The organism is Desulfotignum balticum DSM 7044, from assembly GCF_000421285.1.
In the GTDB taxonomy this organism is placed as follows: Bacteria; Desulfobacterota; Desulfobacteria; order Desulfobacterales; family Desulfobacteraceae; genus Desulfotignum; species Desulfotignum balticum.
Genome location: NZ_ATWO01000001.1, coordinates 3170656 through 3190381, shown reverse-complemented (window position 1 = coordinate 3190381; position 19726 = coordinate 3170656). Strand labels below are relative to the sequence as shown.

Here is a 19726-nt window from a genome sequence, read left to right as displayed (position 1 = left end):
TCGAGTCTCTGTTATGATAAATATCGAACTGATAACACTATCTGATACTTCATGGCCTGACAAATTATATCAGGCAAGTATATCAGTTGGATTCGGGAAAATTAATGAAACGATCATCAAGGAATTGAAAGATAGATTGTCCTCTGATGTACATCAAATTATTGTCGAGTTCCCATATAGAGATTTTGATTTCAGCAGTACATATTCATTGTTTTACACAAAAAAACACAGACGGATTTGCAGAGAGAGTGTAAGATTTCATTTTTTTGGTGAAAAAATTCAACAATCCGATTATTTTGGATTTATGACATTGCGCCCCAGTTTTGTAGAAAATCGCGGTCGAAGCCATATCCATCCGAAAGCCATCAGTCCGCTTCCGAAAGTTCATATTGTAGCCGGAAATGCCACTTCTCATCTTTTGGGAAAAGTTTTTACAGTAGATTCGTTTCCATGGATGGCACAGGAAACCGACATAGCAGTGTGTGCACACGTTGCAGTCTGGTCTATCATCAACTACTTTGCAAATAAATATTCAAGATACAAAGCGTTTTCCATTGCTGAAATAGCGACGGCTGTACCGGGTTTCCTGGGTCGGACAATACCGTCTGAAGGCCTGAATCTTATACAGATATCCAGCTTGTTTACAAAAGCAGGCTTTTTTCCCCTGCTGTTGAAAAAAGATGAAAATAATCCCCGATCTTTTTTCCAGGCAGTTTATGCTTACCTTGAATCTGGTATCCCACTGGTAGGTGTGATGACCCGGAAAGAGCATGCAGTTGCTTTGATAGGGCATGGTCCGCTTAAAAAGACCCCAAAAAAATCAAATCAACAGGATGTATTGAACTGGAGCGTGGACTATATTGATGAATTTATAATATCCGATGACAATGATTTGCCGTTTACGTTTATACCCAGGAAGCAGCGGCCTGGAATTAAATATTGTTTTCAAGATCTGGATTATATGGTTGTGCCCCTTTATGAAAAGATGTATTTAAATGCCAATGTTGTCATGGAACGGATTCGATCGCTTGTTGAAACTGGAGGAATAAACATTCCGCCGGATGCGGTATGCAGGCCGTACCTGACATCGACACGGTCGCTGAAGAAACATGCGTATGAAAACCATAACATGAATGATGATCTGAAAAACATTTTATTGCGCTTACCGACCCCGCAATTTATCTGGTGTGCGGATTTTGTTATTCCAAAAGATGATTTTACACTGACTGTCAGCAGAATAATCATTGATGCAACTGCAGGTACGTTTGAGCCGGAACCATGGTTGGTTTTTCATGATCAAGATCATATCGTGTTTTTTGACAGTGATCAGGATCAATGGTTTCAACATGATCTCACGATAGAACCATACACAACATACAGAAATAATTTGAGGGAGTTTTAACAAATGTCACTAAAAAACATGATGAAGAAAAAGGTGAAATTCAAAAAAATAGCCTCTCCATCCACCGAAGAGTACAAAAAAAGACAAGATGAAATTAATTCAAGAATTAAAGACATTGTAAAACAGTATGATCGTTCCATAGAAGAAGCCTCAAAGCACTATGTCAGATAATGACGGGGTCAACACAGGGGTCAGGCTTGGCTTATTGGCTTATTGCGGCCCTATGCAATAAGCCAATAAGCCAAGCCTGACCCCACCCCCGTTACCCTAACACCCAACACCTATGAAACTCACTGACAAACGAATACTGGTTACCGGCGCGGACGGCTTCATCGGCTCGCACCTCACCGAAACCCTTTTGGACATGGGCTGCCGGGTCCGGGCCTTGAGCCTGTACAACTCCTTTAACGACTGGGGGTGGCTGGAGGTCATCAAGGGCAGGGACAACCTGGAGGTGGTGTGCGGCGATGTCCGTGATCCGCATTTCTGCAAACAGATCACCAGAGAGATCGATGTGATCTTTCATCTGGCGGCCCTGATTGCCATCCCTTATTCTTATGTGGCGCCGGACTCGTATGTGGACACCAACATCAAAGGCAGGTTTGGCAGAGGGCGGTGGGGCTTTCCGGGGAGGTGTTCAGGATTTCTTCGGTTCTGCCCAAGTCGGAAGATTATGGATTGACCTCGCAATTGAGAAGGGCGGCAAACAGTGTGTCCGGAAATATTGCAGAAGCATTTGGAAGAAAGACCAAAAAGGATAAAAGCAATTTTTACCTGATATCTCGCGGATCAGCCTATGAAACACAAAGCCATCTGTTGTATGGACAAAAAGTAGGATACTTTGATACTGAAACTGTCGACACTCTTTTCCAAAACTACAATGGACTGATTCACGAACTGAACAAAATCCTAAAAACGCTCAAAGGTTAAGGTTGAGGTTAAGGCTGAGAATTCTCAACCTCAACCTTAACCTCAAACACTATGGAAAAATATTCAGACTTAATAACATTCATTCGCCAGCTCTACCGCACCCCCACCGCCCACCTCCCCCTGCACGCCCCCACGTTTGAGCAGCGGGACAAAGACTATGTCATGGATGCCATCGACTCCACGTTTGTGTCCAGCGTGGGCGAATATGTCAACCGGTTCGAACAGGACCTGGCCGCCTTTACCGGCGCGGCCCGGGCCGTGGCCACGGTCAACGGCACCTGCGCCCTCCAGACGGCACTCAAGCTGGTGGGGGTGGAAAGCAACGATGAAGTCATCACCCAGCCCCTGACCTTTGTGGCCACTGCAAACGCCATTGCCCACCTGGGCGCAGCCCCGGTGTTCGTGGATGTGGACAAGGACACCATGGGGCTCAGCCCGGACGCCCTGGAAACCTGGCTCAAAGAAAACACAGAGGTTAAGGCTAAGGCTAAGGTTAAGACTAAGAATTCTCAACCTCAACCTTATCCTCAACCTCAATACCAACCTGTGTTTAACAAACACACCGGCCGTCGCATCGCCGCCATCCTCCCCATGCACACCTTCGGCCACCCCTGCCGGATCGAACAGATCGTTGCAATTGCCAAAGCCTGGTCCATCCCTGTGGTGGAAGATGCAGCCGAAGCCATTGGCTCATGGTCCAGACAAACCCATTGCGGCCTGTTCGGTGATCTGGGGATTTTGAGCTTTAACGGCAACAAAACCATCACCTGCGGTGGCGGCGGGGCCATCCTGACCCGGGACAACACCCTGGCAGCCAGGGCCAAACACCTTACCACCACGGCCAAGATTCCCCACCCCTGGGAATTTGACCATGATGAGATCGGATACAATTATCGGCTCCCGAATCTGAACGCGGCCCTGGCCTGCGCCCAGCTGGAAAGGCTCCCGGATATCCTCAAACAAAAGCGTGAGATCGCCCGGGCCTATCAGGCGTTCTTTGCCTTCCGGGACTGGGGACAGTTTATGGCGGAACCCCACGACACTCAAAGCAATTACTGGCTGTGCACCATTGCCCTGGCAGACCGGGCCGCCCGGGATGCATTGCTTGAAGCCACCAACAACGCCGGTGTCATGACCCGGCCGGCCTGGAACCTGATGCCGGATCTGGCCATGTATGCCGCATGTGTCAGCGGTTCGCTGGACAATGCCCGATGGCTCCAGGACCGGATTATCAACCTTCCCAGCAGTGTGAGATCATGAAACCAGAAAGATTAAAAATTGGTTATTTTGGAGATGGAGAATGGGCACATGGGGCTTTTGAGTTATTTGCCGGTGATCCCATAATTCAAATTCAGTTTGTGGTCGTAAGGAATGATCATCCAGATCCAGTTCTCATAAACCTTGCAGAGAAAAATCATATTCCCTGGGTAACTAATGAAAATATAAACTCAGATGCATTTTTAGATTGGATGTCCGCCCATAAATCCGACTTGTTTATTTCAATGAGTTTTAATCAGATCTTCAAAAAGAGAACTTTTGATCTGCCGCTTTTTGGAACGGTTAATTGCCATGCAGGGATGCTTCCTTTCTACAGAGGCCGAAATATTTTGAACTGGGCATTGATCAACGATGAAAAAGAGTTTGGTATCACTGTCCATTATATTGATGAGGGTATCGATACAGGGGATATAATCGATCAGAAAAGATTTCCCATAATCGACTCTGATAATTATGCAACCTTGCTGAATAAAGCGATCAAAGAATGCCCTAAAATTCTGTATGGCGCTGTTAAGAAAATAATTTCAGGTAAAGCTGAACGAATTCATCAAAAGGATATTCACCCGGTTGGCATGTACTGTTCCCAGCGAAAGGCAGGAGATGAGAATTTAGATTGGAATCAGAATTCCAGAGATATTTTTAATTTCATTCGGGCCATTTGTAAACCAGGCCCCATGGCAAGATGTATGCACGAAGAAGATGAGGTATGCATAAATAAAGCAGCGATTGTTCCTGAAACTCCTGAATTTAAGGGTATTCCTGGTGCTGTGTTATATACATCAAAGAAAAGTGTTTTTGTGAAAACAAAAGATTCAATGATTGAGATATTGGAATATATAAAAAAAGGTCGTAAACTCCGCGCAGGTGATCGACTATTAAACAAAGATAATAACCAATGAAATCTGACTTGAAATTAAAAATTGAAAAAGTCTCTATTGACAAAAATACCTCAATTCTGGAAACCTTGAAGCGGATGGACAAAGAAGATAAAAAGCTTCTTCTGGTCACCCAGAATGGTCATTATCATGGGCTTATAAGTATTGGTGATATTCAGCGGGCCATTATCGCCGATCTGGATTTGAAAAAACCGATCAGCGAAGCCATGCGCTCTCAAATTCGGGTGGCACGCCAAGAGGATGATCCAGAGAATATCCGCGATAGGATGATGAAATTTCGAACTGAATTTATGCCGATACTCAACGATCAGGACGAATTGGCCGATATTTTATTCTGGCATGATGTTTATGCGGAAACATGTCCGCCCAAAAAACAAATCAATCTACCCGTCGTCATCATGGCCGGTGGGCGGGGGACCCGAATGCAGCCTTTGACCAATGTATTTCCCAAACCATTGATCCCTTTGGGCAACAAGACAATCCTTGAAAGGATAATGGACAGTTTTGTAAGAGGCGGCAGCCATCACTTTATTCTTTCAGTCAATTACAAAGCCGATACGATCCGGCATTATTTGTCGGAACTCAACAGTCCGGAATATGAAATCGATTATATCCAGGAGACAGAACCCCTTGGCACAGCCGGCAGCCTTCAGTTGCTCAAAGGCAGGATGACCGATACTTTCTGGGTGTCAAACTGCGACATTTTGATCGACCAAGATCTGTCGGAAATCTATGAATTCCACAAAAAATTCAATAATCAGATATCCATCGTTGCTGCGGTCAAGCATCTGACGATCCCATATGGTACCCTGGAAACCCGGTCTGACGGGCAACTCAGCCAATTGCAGGAAAAGCCTGATTTTGTTTTTAAAATAAATACAGGGGTGTATCTGCTTGAACCCCAGGCCATTGATGAAATCCCGGAAGATGTAATTTTTCATATCACGGATTTGATTGAAAAGGTCAGGAAAAAAGAAGGCAGGGTGGGAGTCTTTCCCATTCCAGATTATGCCTGGTCGGATGTAGGGTCGTGGGAAGAGTACCAAAAGACGTCGACTAAACTAAAATTTGGTTCAATGTTAATATCTTAGGTTTATGCTGTAAACTAAAATTATTTTATGCAGTATTTTGATTAAAGTAAAAAAAATGCTTTAGGATTGGAAAAAGGTATGAAAGTCATCATCCTATGCGGCGGCATGGGCACCCGCCTTCGGGAAGAAACCGAATTCAAGCCCAAACCCCTGGTGGAGATCGGCGGCAAGCCCATTCTCTGGCATATCATGAAACACTATGCCCATTTCGGGTACAAGGAGTTTGTGCTGGCCCTGGGCTACAAAGGCGACATGATCCGGGATTATTTTCTGAACTTCTACAACTACAACAGTGATTTCACTGTGGACCTGTCCAACAACGGCCATGTGCAGGTCCACAACGCCTGCATCAAAGAGGACTGGAAAATCACCCTGGTGGAGACCGGGGACAACAGCATGACCGGTTACCGCACCCGCCTGTGCAGCCGGTACATCACCGAAGACCGGTTCATGCTCACCTACGGCGATGCGGTCAGCAACGTGAACATCAAAGAACTGGTGGATTTTCATACCCGGATGGACACCATCGGCACCGTGACAGGGGTGTTTCCCCCTTCCCGGTTCGGCGACCTTGTGGTAAAAGGAGACATGGTGGAAAAATTCAAACAGCAGTTAAAGGATGTGGAATGCCAGCCTCCCATCAACGGCGGGTATTTTGTATTCAAGAAAGATTTTTTCGACTGCATCCCGGATGATCCGTCCATCAACCTGGAAAACGAACCTTTTGACGATCTGGTCCCTAAAAACCAGCTGTCCATATACCAGCACAAGGACTTCTGGCAGTGCATGGATACCTTTCGGGACAACCAGCTGCTGGAAAGACTCTGGCAGAACAACCCGGCTTGGAAAATATGGTGATGGCGATGCCGGTCATGTTTGCAGATATCTATTCCGGCAAACGGGTCCTGGTCACCGGCCATACCGGGTTCAAAGGATCCTGGCTGGCCTACTGGCTGACCCGCCTCGGCGCACAGGTATTCGGCCTGGCCCTGCCTCCGGACACCCGGCCCAGCCATTTTCAGCTCCTGGATCTGCCCATCCAGTCCATCATCACAGACATCCGGGATCCCCAGGCCCTGGATAAAGCCATCCAGGATGTGCAGCCGGACATCGTCTTTCACCTGGCTGCCCAGCCCCTGGTGCGGCGCTCCTACCGGGAACCGGTGGAAACCTTTGCCACCAATGTCATGGGTACGATCCATCTGTTCGACGCCTGCCGCAAGGTGGATACCGTGCAGGCCATTGTCACCATCACCTCGGACAAATGCTATGAAAACAAAGAATGGGTCTGGGGCTACCGGGAAACCGACCCCATGGGCGGGTTCGACCCCTACAGCGCCTCCAAGGGATGCGCGGAACTTGCGACCGCCTCCTGGCGCCGGTCCTTTTTTCATCCAACACAGTACAACCGCACCCACCACACCCTTGTGGCCACAGCCCGGGCCGGCAATGTCATCGGTGGCGGCGACTGGGGGGAAGACCGCCTGATCCCGGATATTGCCCGTGCCACCGCAGACAACCAGCCGGTCATCATCCGCAATCCTGCCGCCACCCGGCCCTGGCAGCATGTGCTGGACCCCTTGAGCGGATACCTGCTTTTGGGTCAAAAACTGCTACAAGGCAAAAAAGACCATGCAGATGCCTACAACTTCGGCCCGGCCCGGGAGAACACTATGACCGTGGGCCAGGTAGTCAAGCAGTTCAAAACCCATTGGGATGCCATGGCATACGAGTTTAAACCGGACAAAGAGCAGCCCCACGAAGCGGGCCTGCTCCGGCTGGACTGCGCCAAGGCCAACACCCTTCTCGACTGGCACCCGGTCTGGGACTCCAGTCTGGCATTGGAAAAAACCTCGGTCTGGTATAAACATTATTATTCAGAAAATAACATCCTTACGCACCAGGATTTTGAGGAATACATCCAAACAGCACATGAAAAAAGGATGTGCTGGGTAACTGATTAAGGCTCCTATTAACTATGAATATCAAACCACGAAAACTAACCGGCACTTTTGAAATCAGTTTAAACCCCTTGACGGACGACAGGGGGTTTTTCATGCGGACTTTTGATGATACCATCTTCCAGGAACATGGCATGACCACTGCATGGGTCCAGGAAAACCATTCCCGGTCTGAAAAAAAATGGATCATCCGCGGGCTGCATTTCCAGTGCCCTCCTTATGCAGAAACCAAACTGGTCCGGTGCATCCGGGGGGCTGTATTGGATGTATTTGTTGACCTTCGCCTGGGTTCTGCCACATTCGGCAGATGGGACAGCATCGAGCTGTCTGAAGAAAACAAAAAAGCCATTTACATCCCTAGGGGATTTGCCCATGGTTTCTGCACACTGACCGACATTTCAGAAATCCTGTACAAGGTGGACAATTATTATTCCAAAGAGTCTGAAGCAGGCATCGCCTGGAATGACAAAGAAATTGGAATTGACTGGCGGGCGACTAAGCCGGTTCTGTCGGAAAAGGATCAGAACAATCTTTCATTTGAAACATTCATTGACAGATATAAAGGGATCTCAGTATGAACATAAGACTATTCAAACCATCCTTCGGCGAAGAAGAACTCCAGGCCGTCAAAGAAGCCTTTGACCGCTCCTGGGTGGGCCTTGGACCCAAAGTGAGCGAATTTGAACAAGCCTGGCAGGACTTCACCGGTGCCAAAATGGCTGTGGGCCTGAACTCCGCTACTGCGGCCCTGCACCTGGCCCTGGCAGTATTCAGGTTTCCTGAAGGCAAAAAGGTGCTGGTGCCGTCCTTGACCTTTTCTTCCACTGCATCTGCCATTCTGTACAACCGCCTTGTTCCCGTTTTTGTGGATTCCGATCCCGTTACCCTGGGAATCAGCCTGGAAGATCTGGAACGAAAATATGACAAAAACTGCGTGGCCGTCATGCCGGTCCATTATGCGGGGCACCCGGTGCCCATGGAAAAACTGATGCCCTGGGCCAGGGAAAAAGGATTGAAAGTCATTGAAGATTGCGCCCATACTGCCGGCGGCATGTACAAAGGCAAAATGCTGGGAGTCTGGGGGGATATCGGGTGTTATTCCTTTGAGGAAAAAAAGCTCATGACCACCGGCGACGGCGGCATGATGGTCACCAATGATCCAGAGCTGTTCAAGGATGTCAAAGCCATGCGCTGGGTGGGGATTGACAAGGACAACTGGAAAACCGCCCAGACATACACCCAGGCAGATCAGGATGCCATGCACTGGTATTATGAGCTGAATGTGCTGGGGTATAAATACAACATGAATGATCTGGCAGCTTCCATCGGACTGGTTCAGTTCAAAAAACTGCCCGGGTTCAATCAAAAACGCTCCCAAATTATCCGGCAGTATCTTGATGGCCTGGAAAACCTGCCCGGCATCATTCCCCTGCTGCCATATGAACCGGAAAAATATCCCTATCAGATGTTCGGCATCCGGGCGGATAACAGAAATGAACTGATGATACATCTCAAATCCAAGGGTATTGCCACAGGCTGCCACTATACGCCCTTAAGCATTCAGCCGCTGTTTGAATCCTTTGGCCGGAACTGTCCTTTCATCGAAAAAGAGGCGGACCGGTTTATTACGCTTCCGCTTCATGCGGATCTGGCGGATGCCGAAATTATATATGTGTTAGATACCATCAGGGCATATTTACAATGAGTACCACAGACTTGGGCCAATCATTATCTACATGGGATAATGCATGGAAAGAAATATCTCCGATATCTGAAATCCAAATGTGGGACTACTATGGCGGCCGCCAATGGATCACAAAATATGTACCAAGATTCGGCAAGGTTATAGAGGCGGGTTGTGGGCTCGGCAGATACAATTTTTATTTGAAAAGGCTGGGTATTGATATCGAAGGCATTGATTTTTCAGAAAATGCAATCACTAAGCTCAATCAAATAAAATCTGAAATTGACCCTACCGCTAAATTTATTTACGGCGATATAACAGACCTCCCCTATGAGGATAACAGCATAAGCGGCTATATTTCACTCGGGGTTGTGAACATTTCATAGATGGACCTCAAAAGGCTATTGAAGAAGCATACAGAGTGTTACGACCTGGGGGAATCGCAATTATTACAACACCGAACAAATCCTTTTATGTTCGATACCGAAAAATTAAACGCAATATAAAACAAATTATAAAGAAAATACTGAAAATGAAATCCTCTCGCCCTCAATTTTTTCAATATGAATACACCCCAGGGCAGTTGAAACAGTTTTGTGAAGAACAAGGCTTCTATGTTTCAAGAGCCGAAGGATGTGATTTGCTTTTCCCCTTTAATCAAATGGGCGGGTATAACGGAACAAACTTGGTGCCGGGATCTTTTGCTTATAGGGTTTCAAATAAATTTGAAAATACCTGGGTTAAAAATTTTGGGGGTCAGTCAATTTCAATCTCTGTCAAGAAAGCACCTCTCATGTATTGCTTTTTAAGCGGAAAATTTAATGCGACGGCAGAGTCTCTGCAGAGGTATGATATTCCGATTTCTAAAGACATGGAGGGCACTGAATTAGCTGATTGCTATCTAAAAAACAAAAATGTCAAATATGCATGCAGTTATTCAATATCGCCGCATGTGATTCCACAGGAAATAAAAATATGCGACTTTTCGGGCAAACCATATATTACAGATCCAATTTTCGAAGACTTTGGATTCAATTGCAATATTTCTCCAGACAGCCTCTTAGACATAAATTTGAATATCCTTTGTTGTACAAATAATATCAGACCAATTTGGCGAAAGAGAAGGGTTTAAAAAAGATTTTGGATAGTAATATCATAAAAGCAATTTGAGAATTATTTTTGTAAATTATTGAAATGAAAACTGGCCTCGGACTAAAAAATAAAATTCGCTCGTTTAATTCAAAAATAAGCCTTTTAAGGTTTTTCCTATTAAGAAACCTATTTGGATTTGATGCCGCCAATGTGTATTTGCAGCAGCTTGATAAATCATCTTTGCAGTATGTGTTGAGGAAAAATGGCGCTACAATAGGAAAAAATTGCGATATCGAAACTGGGCTGATTTTTCATAATTGCAAGAATTATTCTAACTTGATTGTTGGCAACAATTGCCACGTAGGAAAAAATTGTTTTTTTGACCTAAAGGAAAAGGTCATTATTGAAAACAATGTGGTCATTTCTATGCAAACCACTTTTATTACCCATCAGGACATGAATAAGTCAGATTTAAAAAATTATTTTCCATCAACCCAAAGTAAAATAGTTATAAAGAAAAATTGCTATATCGGAGCTAAAGTCACAATTCTTAAAGGAACAATTATTAATGATTTTTCAATGGTAGGAGCTGGATCAGTGGTGACAAAAGAAATCCCAAAATTTTCTATTTATGCTGGTGTTCCAGCTAAATTCGTAAAAAAAGTCGAAAAAGAATCAACTCTAATCACAAAGAAAGCTTTTTAAACTGTCATGAAAACGCCCTTTGTTGTAGTTTTAATTTTATCATATAACGGTAAGCATTTATTGGAGGAAGCAATAGTTTCGTATTCCAATAATAATTATAATAATTTTAAGATCGTTGTGATAGATAACGGTTCAAATGATGGTACTTTAGACTTTATGAATAAAAACTTCAAAGATATTAATGTATTGCGAATAGAAAAGAATAGGGGGTACTCTGGAGGCTTTAACTTCGGACTTGACTATGCATTTAATAAGCTAATGGCAAATTATGTGCTCATAACAAATAATGATGTAAAAGTTGATACTGAGGTTGTTGCTTCGCTTGTAGAAGTTGCCGAAAAGAAAGAAGATACAGGCTTTGTCACTGGGAAAGTATATTTTTATGATAACCCTGGTGTTTTGCAGACAGTTGGCAAATCTGGTGACCAAAAGTACTGGAGATCTGGTCATATCGGAGCTAAAGCAGAGGATAAAGGTCAGTTCGATGTTGAAAAAGAGTTAGACTGGTGTGATGATATCTTTTGGCTTGTTTCAAAAAAAGTATTTAAGGAAACAGGTGGTTATGATACGAGTTTCCAATTTCAAGCTGAGGATTTTGATTGGCAGGTGCGATCTAAAATTAAAGGGTTCAAAATCTACTACGCACCCAAGGCAAAGATCTGGCATAAAGACAGCATGACAATTGGAAAGGATAGTTCTTTTAAGGCATACTATAATTTTAGAAACCCACTTATTGTACACATGAAGTACAGAAAATGGAGCGAGTATAAGTTCTATTTCTATAGAAAGTTGAAGGCACTTATCATCTCTTCAATAAAAAATATTGTAAAATTTCGTTTTGTTTATGTTTATAAAAGCTGGAAAGGTTTTTTTTCTGCAATTTTCTGGTTATTCAAAAATAAAATATTCTTCCCACAGCAAAGTTCATCATAATGCTTAAACAGAAATTTGCACTCGATTTCAGCTCAAAGTCTTTTCATTATTTTCTACAAGCTATTGGCGGGATAGTTGTTGCAAGATTTGCTGGTCCGGAAATATTGGGCATAATTGCATATGGCATGGCCTTTGCTGGTGTGTTTGGGTTTATAAATGGCCTTTTCGGACCAGCCCATATGAAAATCGTGGCTGAGGCAGGAAATGAAGGTGATTGTAATAGCACATTTGTTACAATTAAATTGTTATCAACAGTGTTTTTTGTTTTATGTGTGGTTTTATTTTATTTGGTACAACGATTTGTTTTTAATGTGGCTTTTGAAAGCCGAGAAAAAGAAATTATTATTTTTATAGCGCTTGGTGTAGTTCTGTTCCAAAATTTAGAAAAAATTTCTGAGAGAATATTTATTGCACGTATGCAGCAGGCGCGTGCAAATTTACCGACTGTAATACATTCGATATTGTACAATTTTGGTAGAGCGGCGTTAGCTGTATTAGGCTTTGGGGCGATCGCACTGACGTCAGTTCAAATCGTGGTATATGTGTTACTGATCCCGATAGTATTTTATCTCTTGAGGGATATTCCTTTCGGTAAATTTGATAAAAAATTGGCGAAAAGATACCTTTTACTCAGCATTCCAATATTTATAATTGTTTTTTCAAACTCGCTTTCATTAAATGTTGGCCGGTTAATTTTGGAAGGGTTTTCCGATACGACATCTTTAGGAATGTTTGTTGCGGGGAACAACATTGCCAGTATATTTGGATTGATTGCAGCTACGGCAGGTACAATGTTTTTTCCGTTATTTGCAAGAGCTGTTGCCAATCATGAATTTGAAAGTATCGTTAGACGAATTAAAATGTATGAAAGATTTATTTTTAACTGGATTTTTCCATGGATCTTATTTCTATCTATCTTTGCTGAAATTATCCTAACATCAGTACTTGGGGAAAGATACCTGCCTGCAGCCGGCGTTTTTAGAATTTTGGTTTTTGCATCATTTCTTAAAATTGTTGCGATTCCATTCGCTAATTTGCTTTTCAGTTTTGATAAATTTAATATATCCGCTATGATTGCGGTTTCCAATTTATTGATACAAATTGGGCTGGTTTATTTATTAGCTCATCCCGATTTTTTTAATTTGGGCATTATAGGCTTGGCAATAGCCATTATAACTAGCGAAGTTTTTATTTTTTGCATTCGCTATTATTATGCAAAACAGTTGGTAAATCTTAATAGTTTAAAAGAAAATCTATCTTATTTTTTATTGGGTGGTATTTCATATGGGCTGTTTTTCCTGATGAAATACTATTATTTCTCATCTTACATTTCAAATATATTTTTAATGATTAGTTTTATGATTTTTATTCCTTCGCTGTTCTATTTAAGCGGCCTATTAACGAAAAGCGATATCAATGAGTTGAAGGTACTGGTGAGCGCCAAATTAATGAAGCAATATATCAAAAGAGAGTTAACAATAAATGATAAGCCCAAGCACTGATTTGAGTTTTTTGAAAAAGTACAAAATAATATTTTTAATCGGTTTTTCTCCGAAATATGCTTATTTACCGGGAAGCGAAATGTTGAAAAGGGCCTCCAGAATATGGACGAACGAGCAAGGGGATAAAATTGGAATATGGAAAGAGGATTGGGGCAATCAACTTGGGTTTAAATTCAAAGAATATTACCCCGATATCGATTATGAAGTCTGGCGCCCAGATATAAGAGCCGATGGAATCTATGAACACATTTTTGAAAATGGGGTAAAAAATAAATCTTTTCCTGTTAAATACAAACTATTTAGTCAGGGGTTTAGATATTTTAAGGATTATTATTCACCTGAAATTGAACAGACAATAGAATCGTATTGTAAAAAACATCAAAACATTGTGTTGCTTATTCCATTCTCCAGAAAACTTATAACTTCAAGGTTGTTAAAAAAATTTTCTGATAAAGCTCCAATATTGTGTACTCATTTTTTGAATGCTGAGAAATTATTGTGTAAAGTTAAATTTTGTTCAAACCCCATTCGATTTTTGCAAAATTCCTTCAAAACAATTCAAAGACAGCGACATATTTCATGTATTGAAAATTTGCTTCTTGTTCACAAAAAGTATATTCCAGAGCTTGAAAAAAAATACAATTTAAAAGTATATTTTAACACCTTTGGGGCTGATCTTTCCTTCTGGAAACCGGATAAAACTAAAAAAGAATCCAGATTAAAATATAATATTTCTGTGGATAAACTGGTGATTCTTGTTTCTTCGAGGCTTCAGCCAAACTATCAGATTGAAAAAGTTTTAAACCTTGTTACCAAATTAAAATCTTACAACGTTTTGTTTATATTTACTTCACATGGTCCTCCATCGTATGAAAAAAAATTGAAACAAATGATAGAGGAAAACAATTTACACAATTATGTTCAATTTACTGGCTATGTAAATGAAGAGGTATTAAAAGATTTATATATCGCTTGCGACTATTTTTTTATGTCTAGCCTTTACAATGCTGGTCCCATGTCAACTTTCATTGCGATGCTTATGGGGAAGCCGGTAATTTCAACCGATTCAGGCTTAGCTGCTGAAATCTTAAAAGAAAAAAGATGCGGCCTTATAATACCGACCTGTAATTATAATTATTGGGAAAAAATTTTTAGAAATATTTTAGAGGGAAAGCAACAGATAAAGTTGATAGACTATTCTTTTGTTTCACACTTATTTAATTGGCAGAGTATCATTATAAAGTGGCACACAATAATTAATACAGTGATACAACAATCTGAAAAAAGAAAAATGGCAGTTAAAAACAAGCTGAATCATCCAAAGGTCTAAACTTATGAAAACAATCGTAATGATATTAAGTGTTGGACATAGCGGCTCTACGCTTTTGGATAAGGCAATTGGGAGCAACTCAAAGGCTTTTTCTCTTGGTGAAATAATTAATTTTCATAGAATAATAGAAAACCGGAAATCTCTTTGTGGATGCCAGTCAACCTATGCATTTTGCCCGTTTTGGACCGATTTCATTCGAAAAATTGAAAAACGAGATGAATTTTTAGATGGAAATTTTGAATTGAATTATAAAGTAAAATCGTTGAAGGATTTGCTATGCTTTATCAATTGTTTATTGTTTTCGAAAAAATCAAATTACACAAATAAAATCATTCGTAAAAATGAAGTCGTTTATGATGAATTGTTCAAAAAAACTGGATCTTCATTATTGATTGATTCAAGTAAAAGTTTGTTTCGATCATTATTGATTTATAAGTTCATAAAAAAATACGATTATAGGTTTATTCATCTTGTAAGAGATGGACGCACGGTTTTGAATTCTTACCAAAAGAAAACATATAATGTGTTCAAAGATGGCCGAGTCTATACATATAATCGAAAAGTACAAAATCCAAAACTAAATGTAGCCTATTGGTTTAGATATAATGTGAAATCTTTAGTGTTATTAAATTTGTTAAGAATTCCCAAAAAAATAATTAGATATGAAGATTTTGTCAATAATCCAGTGAGAAGTCTAAACTCGATATCTGAATTTATAGGAGTAAACTACGAAGTAAATATGGTGGATTTAGGTAATAAAACTAATCATATGTGTTGGGGGAACGCTTCAAGAATAAATGCCTTGAAAATAAAGCCCCAAACAAAGCGAATAATGGATTTCGATTTATTAAAATATTTTACTTCGATGCCCAGATTGTTAAATAGAATGTATGGCTATAAAAAATGAAGAAAAAATCATTTTACATTAATGACCAAACATCTGTCTTTGATTATTTAGTTTGGATCTCAGTATTTTTTTATGCTGATCCAGGCGGATATATGCGTGAATTAGGTTATACTAGGTTTGCCCCCACATTTCTGCTAATTGTCTGTTATTTTTGTTTGTTCGCTGTTACGAGCAATCCAATACGCGTTTGTTTTAAAGATGCGCTGTTTAAGAAAGCTTCAAAAATTGTTTTGTTTTGGTTTATATTTTATTATATTTTTATATTTTTATTTTTGAATTCTTCATATTCTAATTTAACTTTTGTAACCCATTTGATAAAAACACGATTGGTAATTTCAACGATTCTACTGCCAATTCCAATATATTATTTCTCGGCATACAGAAGCAGCAAGTTATTCATTGAAGTATTCATTAAATTATCTATCCTAATTTCAATTTTGTTCTTATTGAATGTTTTTACCGGGGTTGAGCTTATTTTCCCCGATAAATCCTCTAGGGGATATATCGATACAGATCGAATAATGCTCGGTGCCTTTGGTATCCTTGAGTTTGGATTGTATTTGCTAATCGCTTTATTGATGATTCCAAAATCTTTGTTGGCAGTCAATAAAAAGAAAGTGTATTTAATCGCCTGCCTGGGCATATATTTAATTTATATCTTTTCTTTAACTCGTCGATATTTCGTTTATGTCATCTTCGCAGCAGCTATAGGACATTTTACGGTTAACTATGTGTATAGAAATAGAATTATAACAAACTACAAATCAAAATTCATAGCTATTCTATTTGTTTTGTTTTTTGCACTGTCTGTCGTTAAACCGTCTTATGTCGAGGGTGTCTTTGTTGGGTTGTCGGGTATTTTCAATCTTGAAGATTCTTATGGTACTACATCAGCGCGGTTGAGCCTGACCGCCCATTCCCCAACAATAAATTTGTTTCTAGATAATATTTTTTTTGGAACGGGCTATATTAATGAATGGTATTCTTCAGCCGAAGAAGCCTACAGTGGCTTTGATTTAGAGGGCGCTGACTATGTGTTTTTATCTTCAGCTGCGATGTTTGGGGTCATCGGACTGTTATTATTTGTGCCTTTTTATTTCTTTTTATACAGACTGATATTTACCACAATGAAATATATTAGGAATCATTTAAAAGTCATTTTAACGCAACCTCAAGTATTTGCACATCCTGTCATTGTGTTTTTTACAATTTCACTTTTTTTGTTACGTCACCTTTTTACATATCCTGATTGGTTTGCTTTTATTGGGCCAAGTGCCTACCAAAAGTATTATATTGCAATAGGACTGATGTTTGGATCTGCTGCAAGGATTCGATTGCTTATTACGAATTATACAAAATGAATTTCAATGTTGAGGGAAATTTAACTGATGAATATTAGCGTTTTAGGATTAGGCTATGTTGGCTGTGTCAGCTTGGGGTGTTTGGCTAAAAATGGACACAATGTCATCGGAGTAGATGTGAATGAATTTAAAGTTGGATTGATAAACAAAGGCACTCCAACTATTGTTGAGAAAGATATCGATAAAATTATTGCAGAAGGATTCGAGAAAAAACGTATCAGAGCAACTACCGATTATTATGAAGCGGTCATAAAAAGTGATATCAGTTTAATTTGTGTTGGAACGCCTTCTTCTGCAAATGGACATCTCAACCTTGGTTATATTTATAAATGCGCCAAACAAATAGGAACTGCTCTTAAACAAAAAAATAGCCATCATATTGTAGTAATTCGGTCTACTGTTCTGCCTGGTACTAATAAAAAAGTCGGTGAAATTATTGAAGAACAATCAAATAAAAAACTTAATACAGATTTTTCTGTGGTATCAAATCCAGAATTTATGCGTGAGGGCTCTGCTGTCTCCGATTATTTCAATCCACCGCTTACTGTTATTGGCAGTGAAAATGCCGATGCTTTGGCCGTAACTGAAAAAATGTATGAAAACACTAATGGTCCGATTGAGAGAGTGGATATTTCCATTGCAGAAATTATAAAATATATCAATAATTCATTTCATGCACTGAAAATCGTTTTTGCAAATGAAGTTGGAAATATTTGTAAACAATTAAACATTGATTCCCATGAAGTGATGAGAATTTTCGGTAAAGATGAAAAACTCAATATATCCAATGCATATTTTAAACCTGGTTTTGCTTATGGAGGTTCCTGTCTGCCTAAAGATCTAAAAGCGTTAACAACATTGGCACATGATTTTTATTTGGAAACTCCTGTATTGAATGCCATAGAATCCAGTAATGATTATCACAAAAAAAATGCATTGAATATTATTTTGAATACGGGTAAAGACCGGATTGGATTTATGGGAATCAGTTTTAAAACAGGGACCGATGATTTAAGATATAGCCCAGCCGTTGATCTGGTTGAAAAATTAATCGGTAAAGGGAAAGATGTAAAAATATTTGATGATAACGTGAATATTTCCAAACTTGTCGGGGTTAATAAAAGCTATATTGAAGAAAAATTACCGCACATTTCATCTATCATGGAGGAAAATTTTAGAAAACTAAACGAATTTGCTGATGTGATAGTAATACCGAACACCTTGGACGATTCTGTCCTAGCACAAATTGATAAAAATAAAATCATCATCGATTTTGTAAAAATGGCATCACTTCAAAATTATCCAAACTACATTGGACTGAGCTGGTAATTAAATATGAAAAAAATATGTTTTGTATCTGCTTCTTTTGTAAGAGAAAAAGAAATATTAATTGAACTGAATAAAAAAACAGATCTATTTTTTATTCTACCATATAGACCGAATGGAAATTTTACTAAAAATGAAGTAGAAAGTTTCTGCATAACGAATGGAATAAGATACGCAATCAATGATTATTCGTCCAGACGTGCGAGAAGCCTCAAAAATTTTGTAATAGATTATGCACTGGTTTATAAAATTAAAGTGTTTAATCCTGACATTCTATATATTGAAGCTTGGGGTAGCCCTTATATCGCAATTTATTGTCGGCTCCTTTTGGGGAACAAAAATACAATCATAGCTATGATGGACTATAAGCTTCATCAGCGAAATAAAGGAAAATTTCGATTTAGTGAAAAATTTTACAGGTTTTTCAAACTTACCTTTTACAACAACTTTCAATTTTTTTCATTTTCACAGGAACGATTATTTAAAAAGGAAAACCCTAGGAAAAAAAGTTTTGTTATTAGACTCTTTTTGGTTGGAACCGATATCCCTAAAATAGAAAAAAAACTCATTAATGGCAAGAAAAAAATTTTATACTTTGGAAGAATATTTTATTACAAAGGAGTTGATATCCTTCTCGAAGCTGTAAACATTTTATCGGAAAAAAGGAACGATTTTGTTGTGACAATCGCAGGTCAATCAAAGGAATGGAACAATAAATATTATCCACTTATAAAATGTTATGACAATCTCGATTTGCATATCAGATATATTGAAAAAGAAGAATTAGGCAATTTTTTCAATCAAGCAGATTTTTTTATTGCACCATATCGTGAAGTTACCCAAAGTGGGCCATTGTTAAGGGCCTATCATTTTGATCTAATACCGATTGTTTCTGATGAGGATGGATTTTTGGAATATGTGACAGATGGTGAGAACGGGTTTGTATTCAAGAGCGGATCGGCGGAAGACTTAGCTATAGCAATCAATAGATCTATTGATTTATCAACTAATGAGAAATCACATTTAGAAGAAAATATTAAACTAATGAAAAATAATGAATTTAATATTGATCGAGTGGTAGGAAAATACTTGCAGATGTTTAATTCGATAGAACATTTTTGAGGTGAGTCATGGCTGCACCGATGGGCTTTCAAGTATAAAAAAAGGTTTCTTGGGCCATAAAGGTATTTATTGCAAAAAAACGACTAACGCAAAGTGCCCGCAACTAAGGAGATTCTCCTCAATTTTTGTTTTTCCGACAGGATGATGGGTGGGGGTAAAGGCACTAAAGGAGTTTAATCATGACGGATATTATCTGCATAACCGAT

21 protein-coding genes are annotated in these 19726 nt (G+C 39.9%); all 21 read left to right on the top strand.

Going from position 1 to position 19726, the window contains the following annotated elements; all coding sequences use genetic code 11:
• The first annotated feature begins 13 nt into the window (after positions 1–13).
• The 21 genes from K365_RS0116055 (at position 14) to K365_RS0115955 (ending at position 19520) form a co-directional block, all read left to right on the top strand.
• Positions 14–1402, top strand: coding sequence for a hypothetical protein (locus K365_RS0116055; RefSeq protein ID WP_024335403.1), 1389 nt, complete (start codon positions 14–16; stop codon positions 1400–1402).
• 3 nt (positions 1403–1405) lie between these two features.
• Complete coding sequence (locus tag K365_RS27990) at positions 1406–1573, top strand: hypothetical protein (RefSeq protein ID WP_156887739.1); 168 nt, start codon at positions 1406–1408, stop codon at positions 1571–1573.
• A gap of 112 nt (positions 1574–1685) precedes the next feature.
• A complete protein-coding gene (locus K365_RS27450) occupies positions 1686–2084 on the top strand; it encodes a GDP-mannose 4,6-dehydratase (protein WP_084489866.1) in 399 nt (132 codons plus the stop codon).
• Positions 2018–2332 carry a four helix bundle protein gene (locus K365_RS29430; RefSeq protein ID WP_024335401.1) on the top strand — a complete coding sequence of 105 codons (315 nt, stop codon included), beginning with the start codon at positions 2018–2020 and terminating at the stop codon, positions 2330–2332. The genes K365_RS27450 and K365_RS29430 overlap by 67 nt, the downstream gene beginning before the upstream one ends.
• Positions 2333–2383: 51 nt before the next feature.
• A complete protein-coding gene (locus K365_RS0116035; RefSeq protein WP_024335400.1) occupies positions 2384–3592 on the top strand; it encodes a LegC family aminotransferase in 1209 nt (402 codons plus the stop codon).
• Positions 3589–4509: a methionyl-tRNA formyltransferase gene (locus K365_RS0116030; RefSeq protein WP_024335399.1), complete on the top strand. Its 921-nt coding sequence runs from the start codon at positions 3589–3591 to the stop codon at positions 4507–4509. Before K365_RS0116035 ends, K365_RS0116030 begins: the two co-directional genes overlap by 4 nt.
• Positions 4510–4517: 8 nt before the next feature.
• Positions 4518–5597, top strand: coding sequence for a nucleotidyltransferase family protein (locus K365_RS0116025; RefSeq protein WP_024335398.1), 1080 nt, complete (start codon positions 4518–4520; stop codon positions 5595–5597).
• 78 nt (positions 5598–5675) lie between these two features.
• Positions 5676–6455, top strand: coding sequence for a glucose-1-phosphate cytidylyltransferase (rfbF, locus tag K365_RS0116020; RefSeq protein WP_024335397.1), 780 nt, complete (start codon positions 5676–5678; stop codon positions 6453–6455).
• Positions 6455–7561, top strand: a complete 1107-nt coding sequence (gene rfbG, locus K365_RS0116015; RefSeq protein WP_245569193.1) for a CDP-glucose 4,6-dehydratase — start codon at positions 6455–6457, stop codon at positions 7559–7561. Before rfbF ends, rfbG begins: the two co-directional genes overlap by 1 nt.
• A gap of 14 nt (positions 7562–7575) precedes the next feature.
• Positions 7576–8136, top strand: a complete 561-nt coding sequence (rfbC, locus tag K365_RS0116010) for a dTDP-4-dehydrorhamnose 3,5-epimerase (RefSeq protein WP_024335395.1) — start codon at positions 7576–7578, stop codon at positions 8134–8136.
• Positions 8133–9263: a DegT/DnrJ/EryC1/StrS family aminotransferase gene (locus K365_RS0116005; RefSeq protein WP_024335394.1), complete on the top strand. Its 1131-nt coding sequence runs from the start codon at positions 8133–8135 to the stop codon at positions 9261–9263. Before rfbC ends, K365_RS0116005 begins: the two co-directional genes overlap by 4 nt.
• Positions 9260–9628: a class I SAM-dependent methyltransferase gene (locus tag K365_RS0116000; RefSeq protein ID WP_024335393.1), complete on the top strand. Its 369-nt coding sequence runs from the start codon at positions 9260–9262 to the stop codon at positions 9626–9628. Before K365_RS0116005 ends, K365_RS0116000 begins: the two co-directional genes overlap by 4 nt.
• A gap of 146 nt (positions 9629–9774) precedes the next feature.
• Complete coding sequence (locus K365_RS0115995; RefSeq protein WP_024335392.1) at positions 9775–10374, top strand: hypothetical protein; 600 nt, start codon at positions 9775–9777, stop codon at positions 10372–10374.
• A gap of 62 nt (positions 10375–10436) precedes the next feature.
• The gene (locus K365_RS0115990; RefSeq protein ID WP_024335391.1) at positions 10437–11039 is read left to right on the top strand and encodes an acyltransferase; all 603 of its coding nucleotides are present in this window, start codon (positions 10437–10439) and stop codon (positions 11037–11039) included.
• A gap of 6 nt (positions 11040–11045) precedes the next feature.
• A complete protein-coding gene (locus K365_RS0115985; protein ID WP_024335390.1) occupies positions 11046–11972 on the top strand; it encodes a glycosyltransferase family 2 protein in 927 nt (308 codons plus the stop codon).
• Positions 11972–13474: an oligosaccharide flippase family protein gene (locus K365_RS0115980; protein ID WP_024335389.1), complete on the top strand. Its 1503-nt coding sequence runs from the start codon at positions 11972–11974 to the stop codon at positions 13472–13474. The genes K365_RS0115985 and K365_RS0115980 overlap by 1 nt, the downstream gene beginning before the upstream one ends.
• Positions 13455–14804, top strand: coding sequence for a glycosyltransferase family 4 protein (locus tag K365_RS0115975; RefSeq protein ID WP_024335388.1), 1350 nt, complete (start codon positions 13455–13457; stop codon positions 14802–14804). The genes K365_RS0115980 and K365_RS0115975 overlap by 20 nt, the downstream gene beginning before the upstream one ends.
• Positions 14805–14808: 4 nt before the next feature.
• Positions 14809–15711 (top strand): sulfotransferase, encoded by a 903-nt coding sequence (locus K365_RS0115970; protein WP_024335387.1) that lies wholly within the window; start codon positions 14809–14811, stop codon positions 15709–15711.
• Positions 15708–17072: an oligosaccharide repeat unit polymerase gene (locus K365_RS0115965; RefSeq protein WP_024335386.1), complete on the top strand. Its 1365-nt coding sequence runs from the start codon at positions 15708–15710 to the stop codon at positions 17070–17072. Before K365_RS0115970 ends, K365_RS0115965 begins: the two co-directional genes overlap by 4 nt.
• Before the next feature lie 27 nt (positions 17073–17099).
• Positions 17100–18401, top strand: a complete 1302-nt coding sequence (locus tag K365_RS0115960) for a UDP-glucose dehydrogenase family protein (protein WP_024335385.1) — start codon at positions 17100–17102, stop codon at positions 18399–18401.
• A gap of 6 nt (positions 18402–18407) precedes the next feature.
• Positions 18408–19520 carry a glycosyltransferase family 4 protein gene (locus tag K365_RS0115955; RefSeq protein ID WP_024335384.1) on the top strand — a complete coding sequence of 371 codons (1113 nt, stop codon included), beginning with the start codon at positions 18408–18410 and terminating at the stop codon, positions 19518–19520.
• Positions 19521–19726 lie beyond the last annotated feature (206 nt).

What these genes read in the sequence shown, in the direction of transcription:
- K365_RS0115965 (WP_024335386.1), top strand. Translation starts at nt 15,708, where the DNA reads ATGAAGAAAAAATCATTTTACATTAATGACCAAACATCTGTCTTTGAT.
- rfbG (WP_245569193.1), top strand. Translation starts at nt 6,455, where the DNA reads ATGGCGATGCCGGTCATGTTTGCAGATATCTATTCCGGCAAACGGGTC.
- K365_RS0116055 (WP_024335403.1), top strand. Translation starts at nt 14, where the DNA reads ATGATAAATATCGAACTGATAACACTATCTGATACTTCATGGCCTGAC.
- K365_RS0115995 (WP_024335392.1), top strand. Translation starts at nt 9,775, where the DNA reads ATGAAATCCTCTCGCCCTCAATTTTTTCAATATGAATACACCCCAGGG.
- K365_RS0115970 (WP_024335387.1), top strand. Translation starts at nt 14,809, where the DNA reads ATGAAAACAATCGTAATGATATTAAGTGTTGGACATAGCGGCTCTACG.
- K365_RS27450 (WP_084489866.1), top strand. Translation starts at nt 1,686, where the DNA reads ATGAAACTCACTGACAAACGAATACTGGTTACCGGCGCGGACGGCTTC.
- K365_RS0115990 (WP_024335391.1), top strand. Translation starts at nt 10,437, where the DNA reads ATGAAAACTGGCCTCGGACTAAAAAATAAAATTCGCTCGTTTAATTCA.
- K365_RS0116000 (WP_024335393.1), top strand. Translation starts at nt 9,260, where the DNA reads ATGAGTACCACAGACTTGGGCCAATCATTATCTACATGGGATAATGCA.
- K365_RS0115980 (WP_024335389.1), top strand. Translation starts at nt 11,972, where the DNA reads ATGCTTAAACAGAAATTTGCACTCGATTTCAGCTCAAAGTCTTTTCAT.
- K365_RS27990 (WP_156887739.1), top strand. Translation starts at nt 1,406, where the DNA reads ATGTCACTAAAAAACATGATGAAGAAAAAGGTGAAATTCAAAAAAATA.
- K365_RS0115955 (WP_024335384.1), top strand. Translation starts at nt 18,408, where the DNA reads ATGAAAAAAATATGTTTTGTATCTGCTTCTTTTGTAAGAGAAAAAGAA.
- rfbC (WP_024335395.1), top strand. Translation starts at nt 7,576, where the DNA reads ATGAATATCAAACCACGAAAACTAACCGGCACTTTTGAAATCAGTTTA.
- K365_RS0116030 (WP_024335399.1), top strand. Translation starts at nt 3,589, where the DNA reads ATGAAACCAGAAAGATTAAAAATTGGTTATTTTGGAGATGGAGAATGG.
- K365_RS0115985 (WP_024335390.1), top strand. Translation starts at nt 11,046, where the DNA reads ATGAAAACGCCCTTTGTTGTAGTTTTAATTTTATCATATAACGGTAAG.
- K365_RS0116035 (WP_024335400.1), top strand. Translation starts at nt 2,384, where the DNA reads ATGGAAAAATATTCAGACTTAATAACATTCATTCGCCAGCTCTACCGC.
- K365_RS0115960 (WP_024335385.1), top strand. Translation starts at nt 17,100, where the DNA reads ATGAATATTAGCGTTTTAGGATTAGGCTATGTTGGCTGTGTCAGCTTG.
- K365_RS0115975 (WP_024335388.1), top strand. Translation starts at nt 13,455, where the DNA reads ATGATAAGCCCAAGCACTGATTTGAGTTTTTTGAAAAAGTACAAAATA.
- rfbF (WP_024335397.1), top strand. Translation starts at nt 5,676, where the DNA reads ATGAAAGTCATCATCCTATGCGGCGGCATGGGCACCCGCCTTCGGGAA.
- K365_RS0116005 (WP_024335394.1), top strand. Translation starts at nt 8,133, where the DNA reads ATGAACATAAGACTATTCAAACCATCCTTCGGCGAAGAAGAACTCCAG.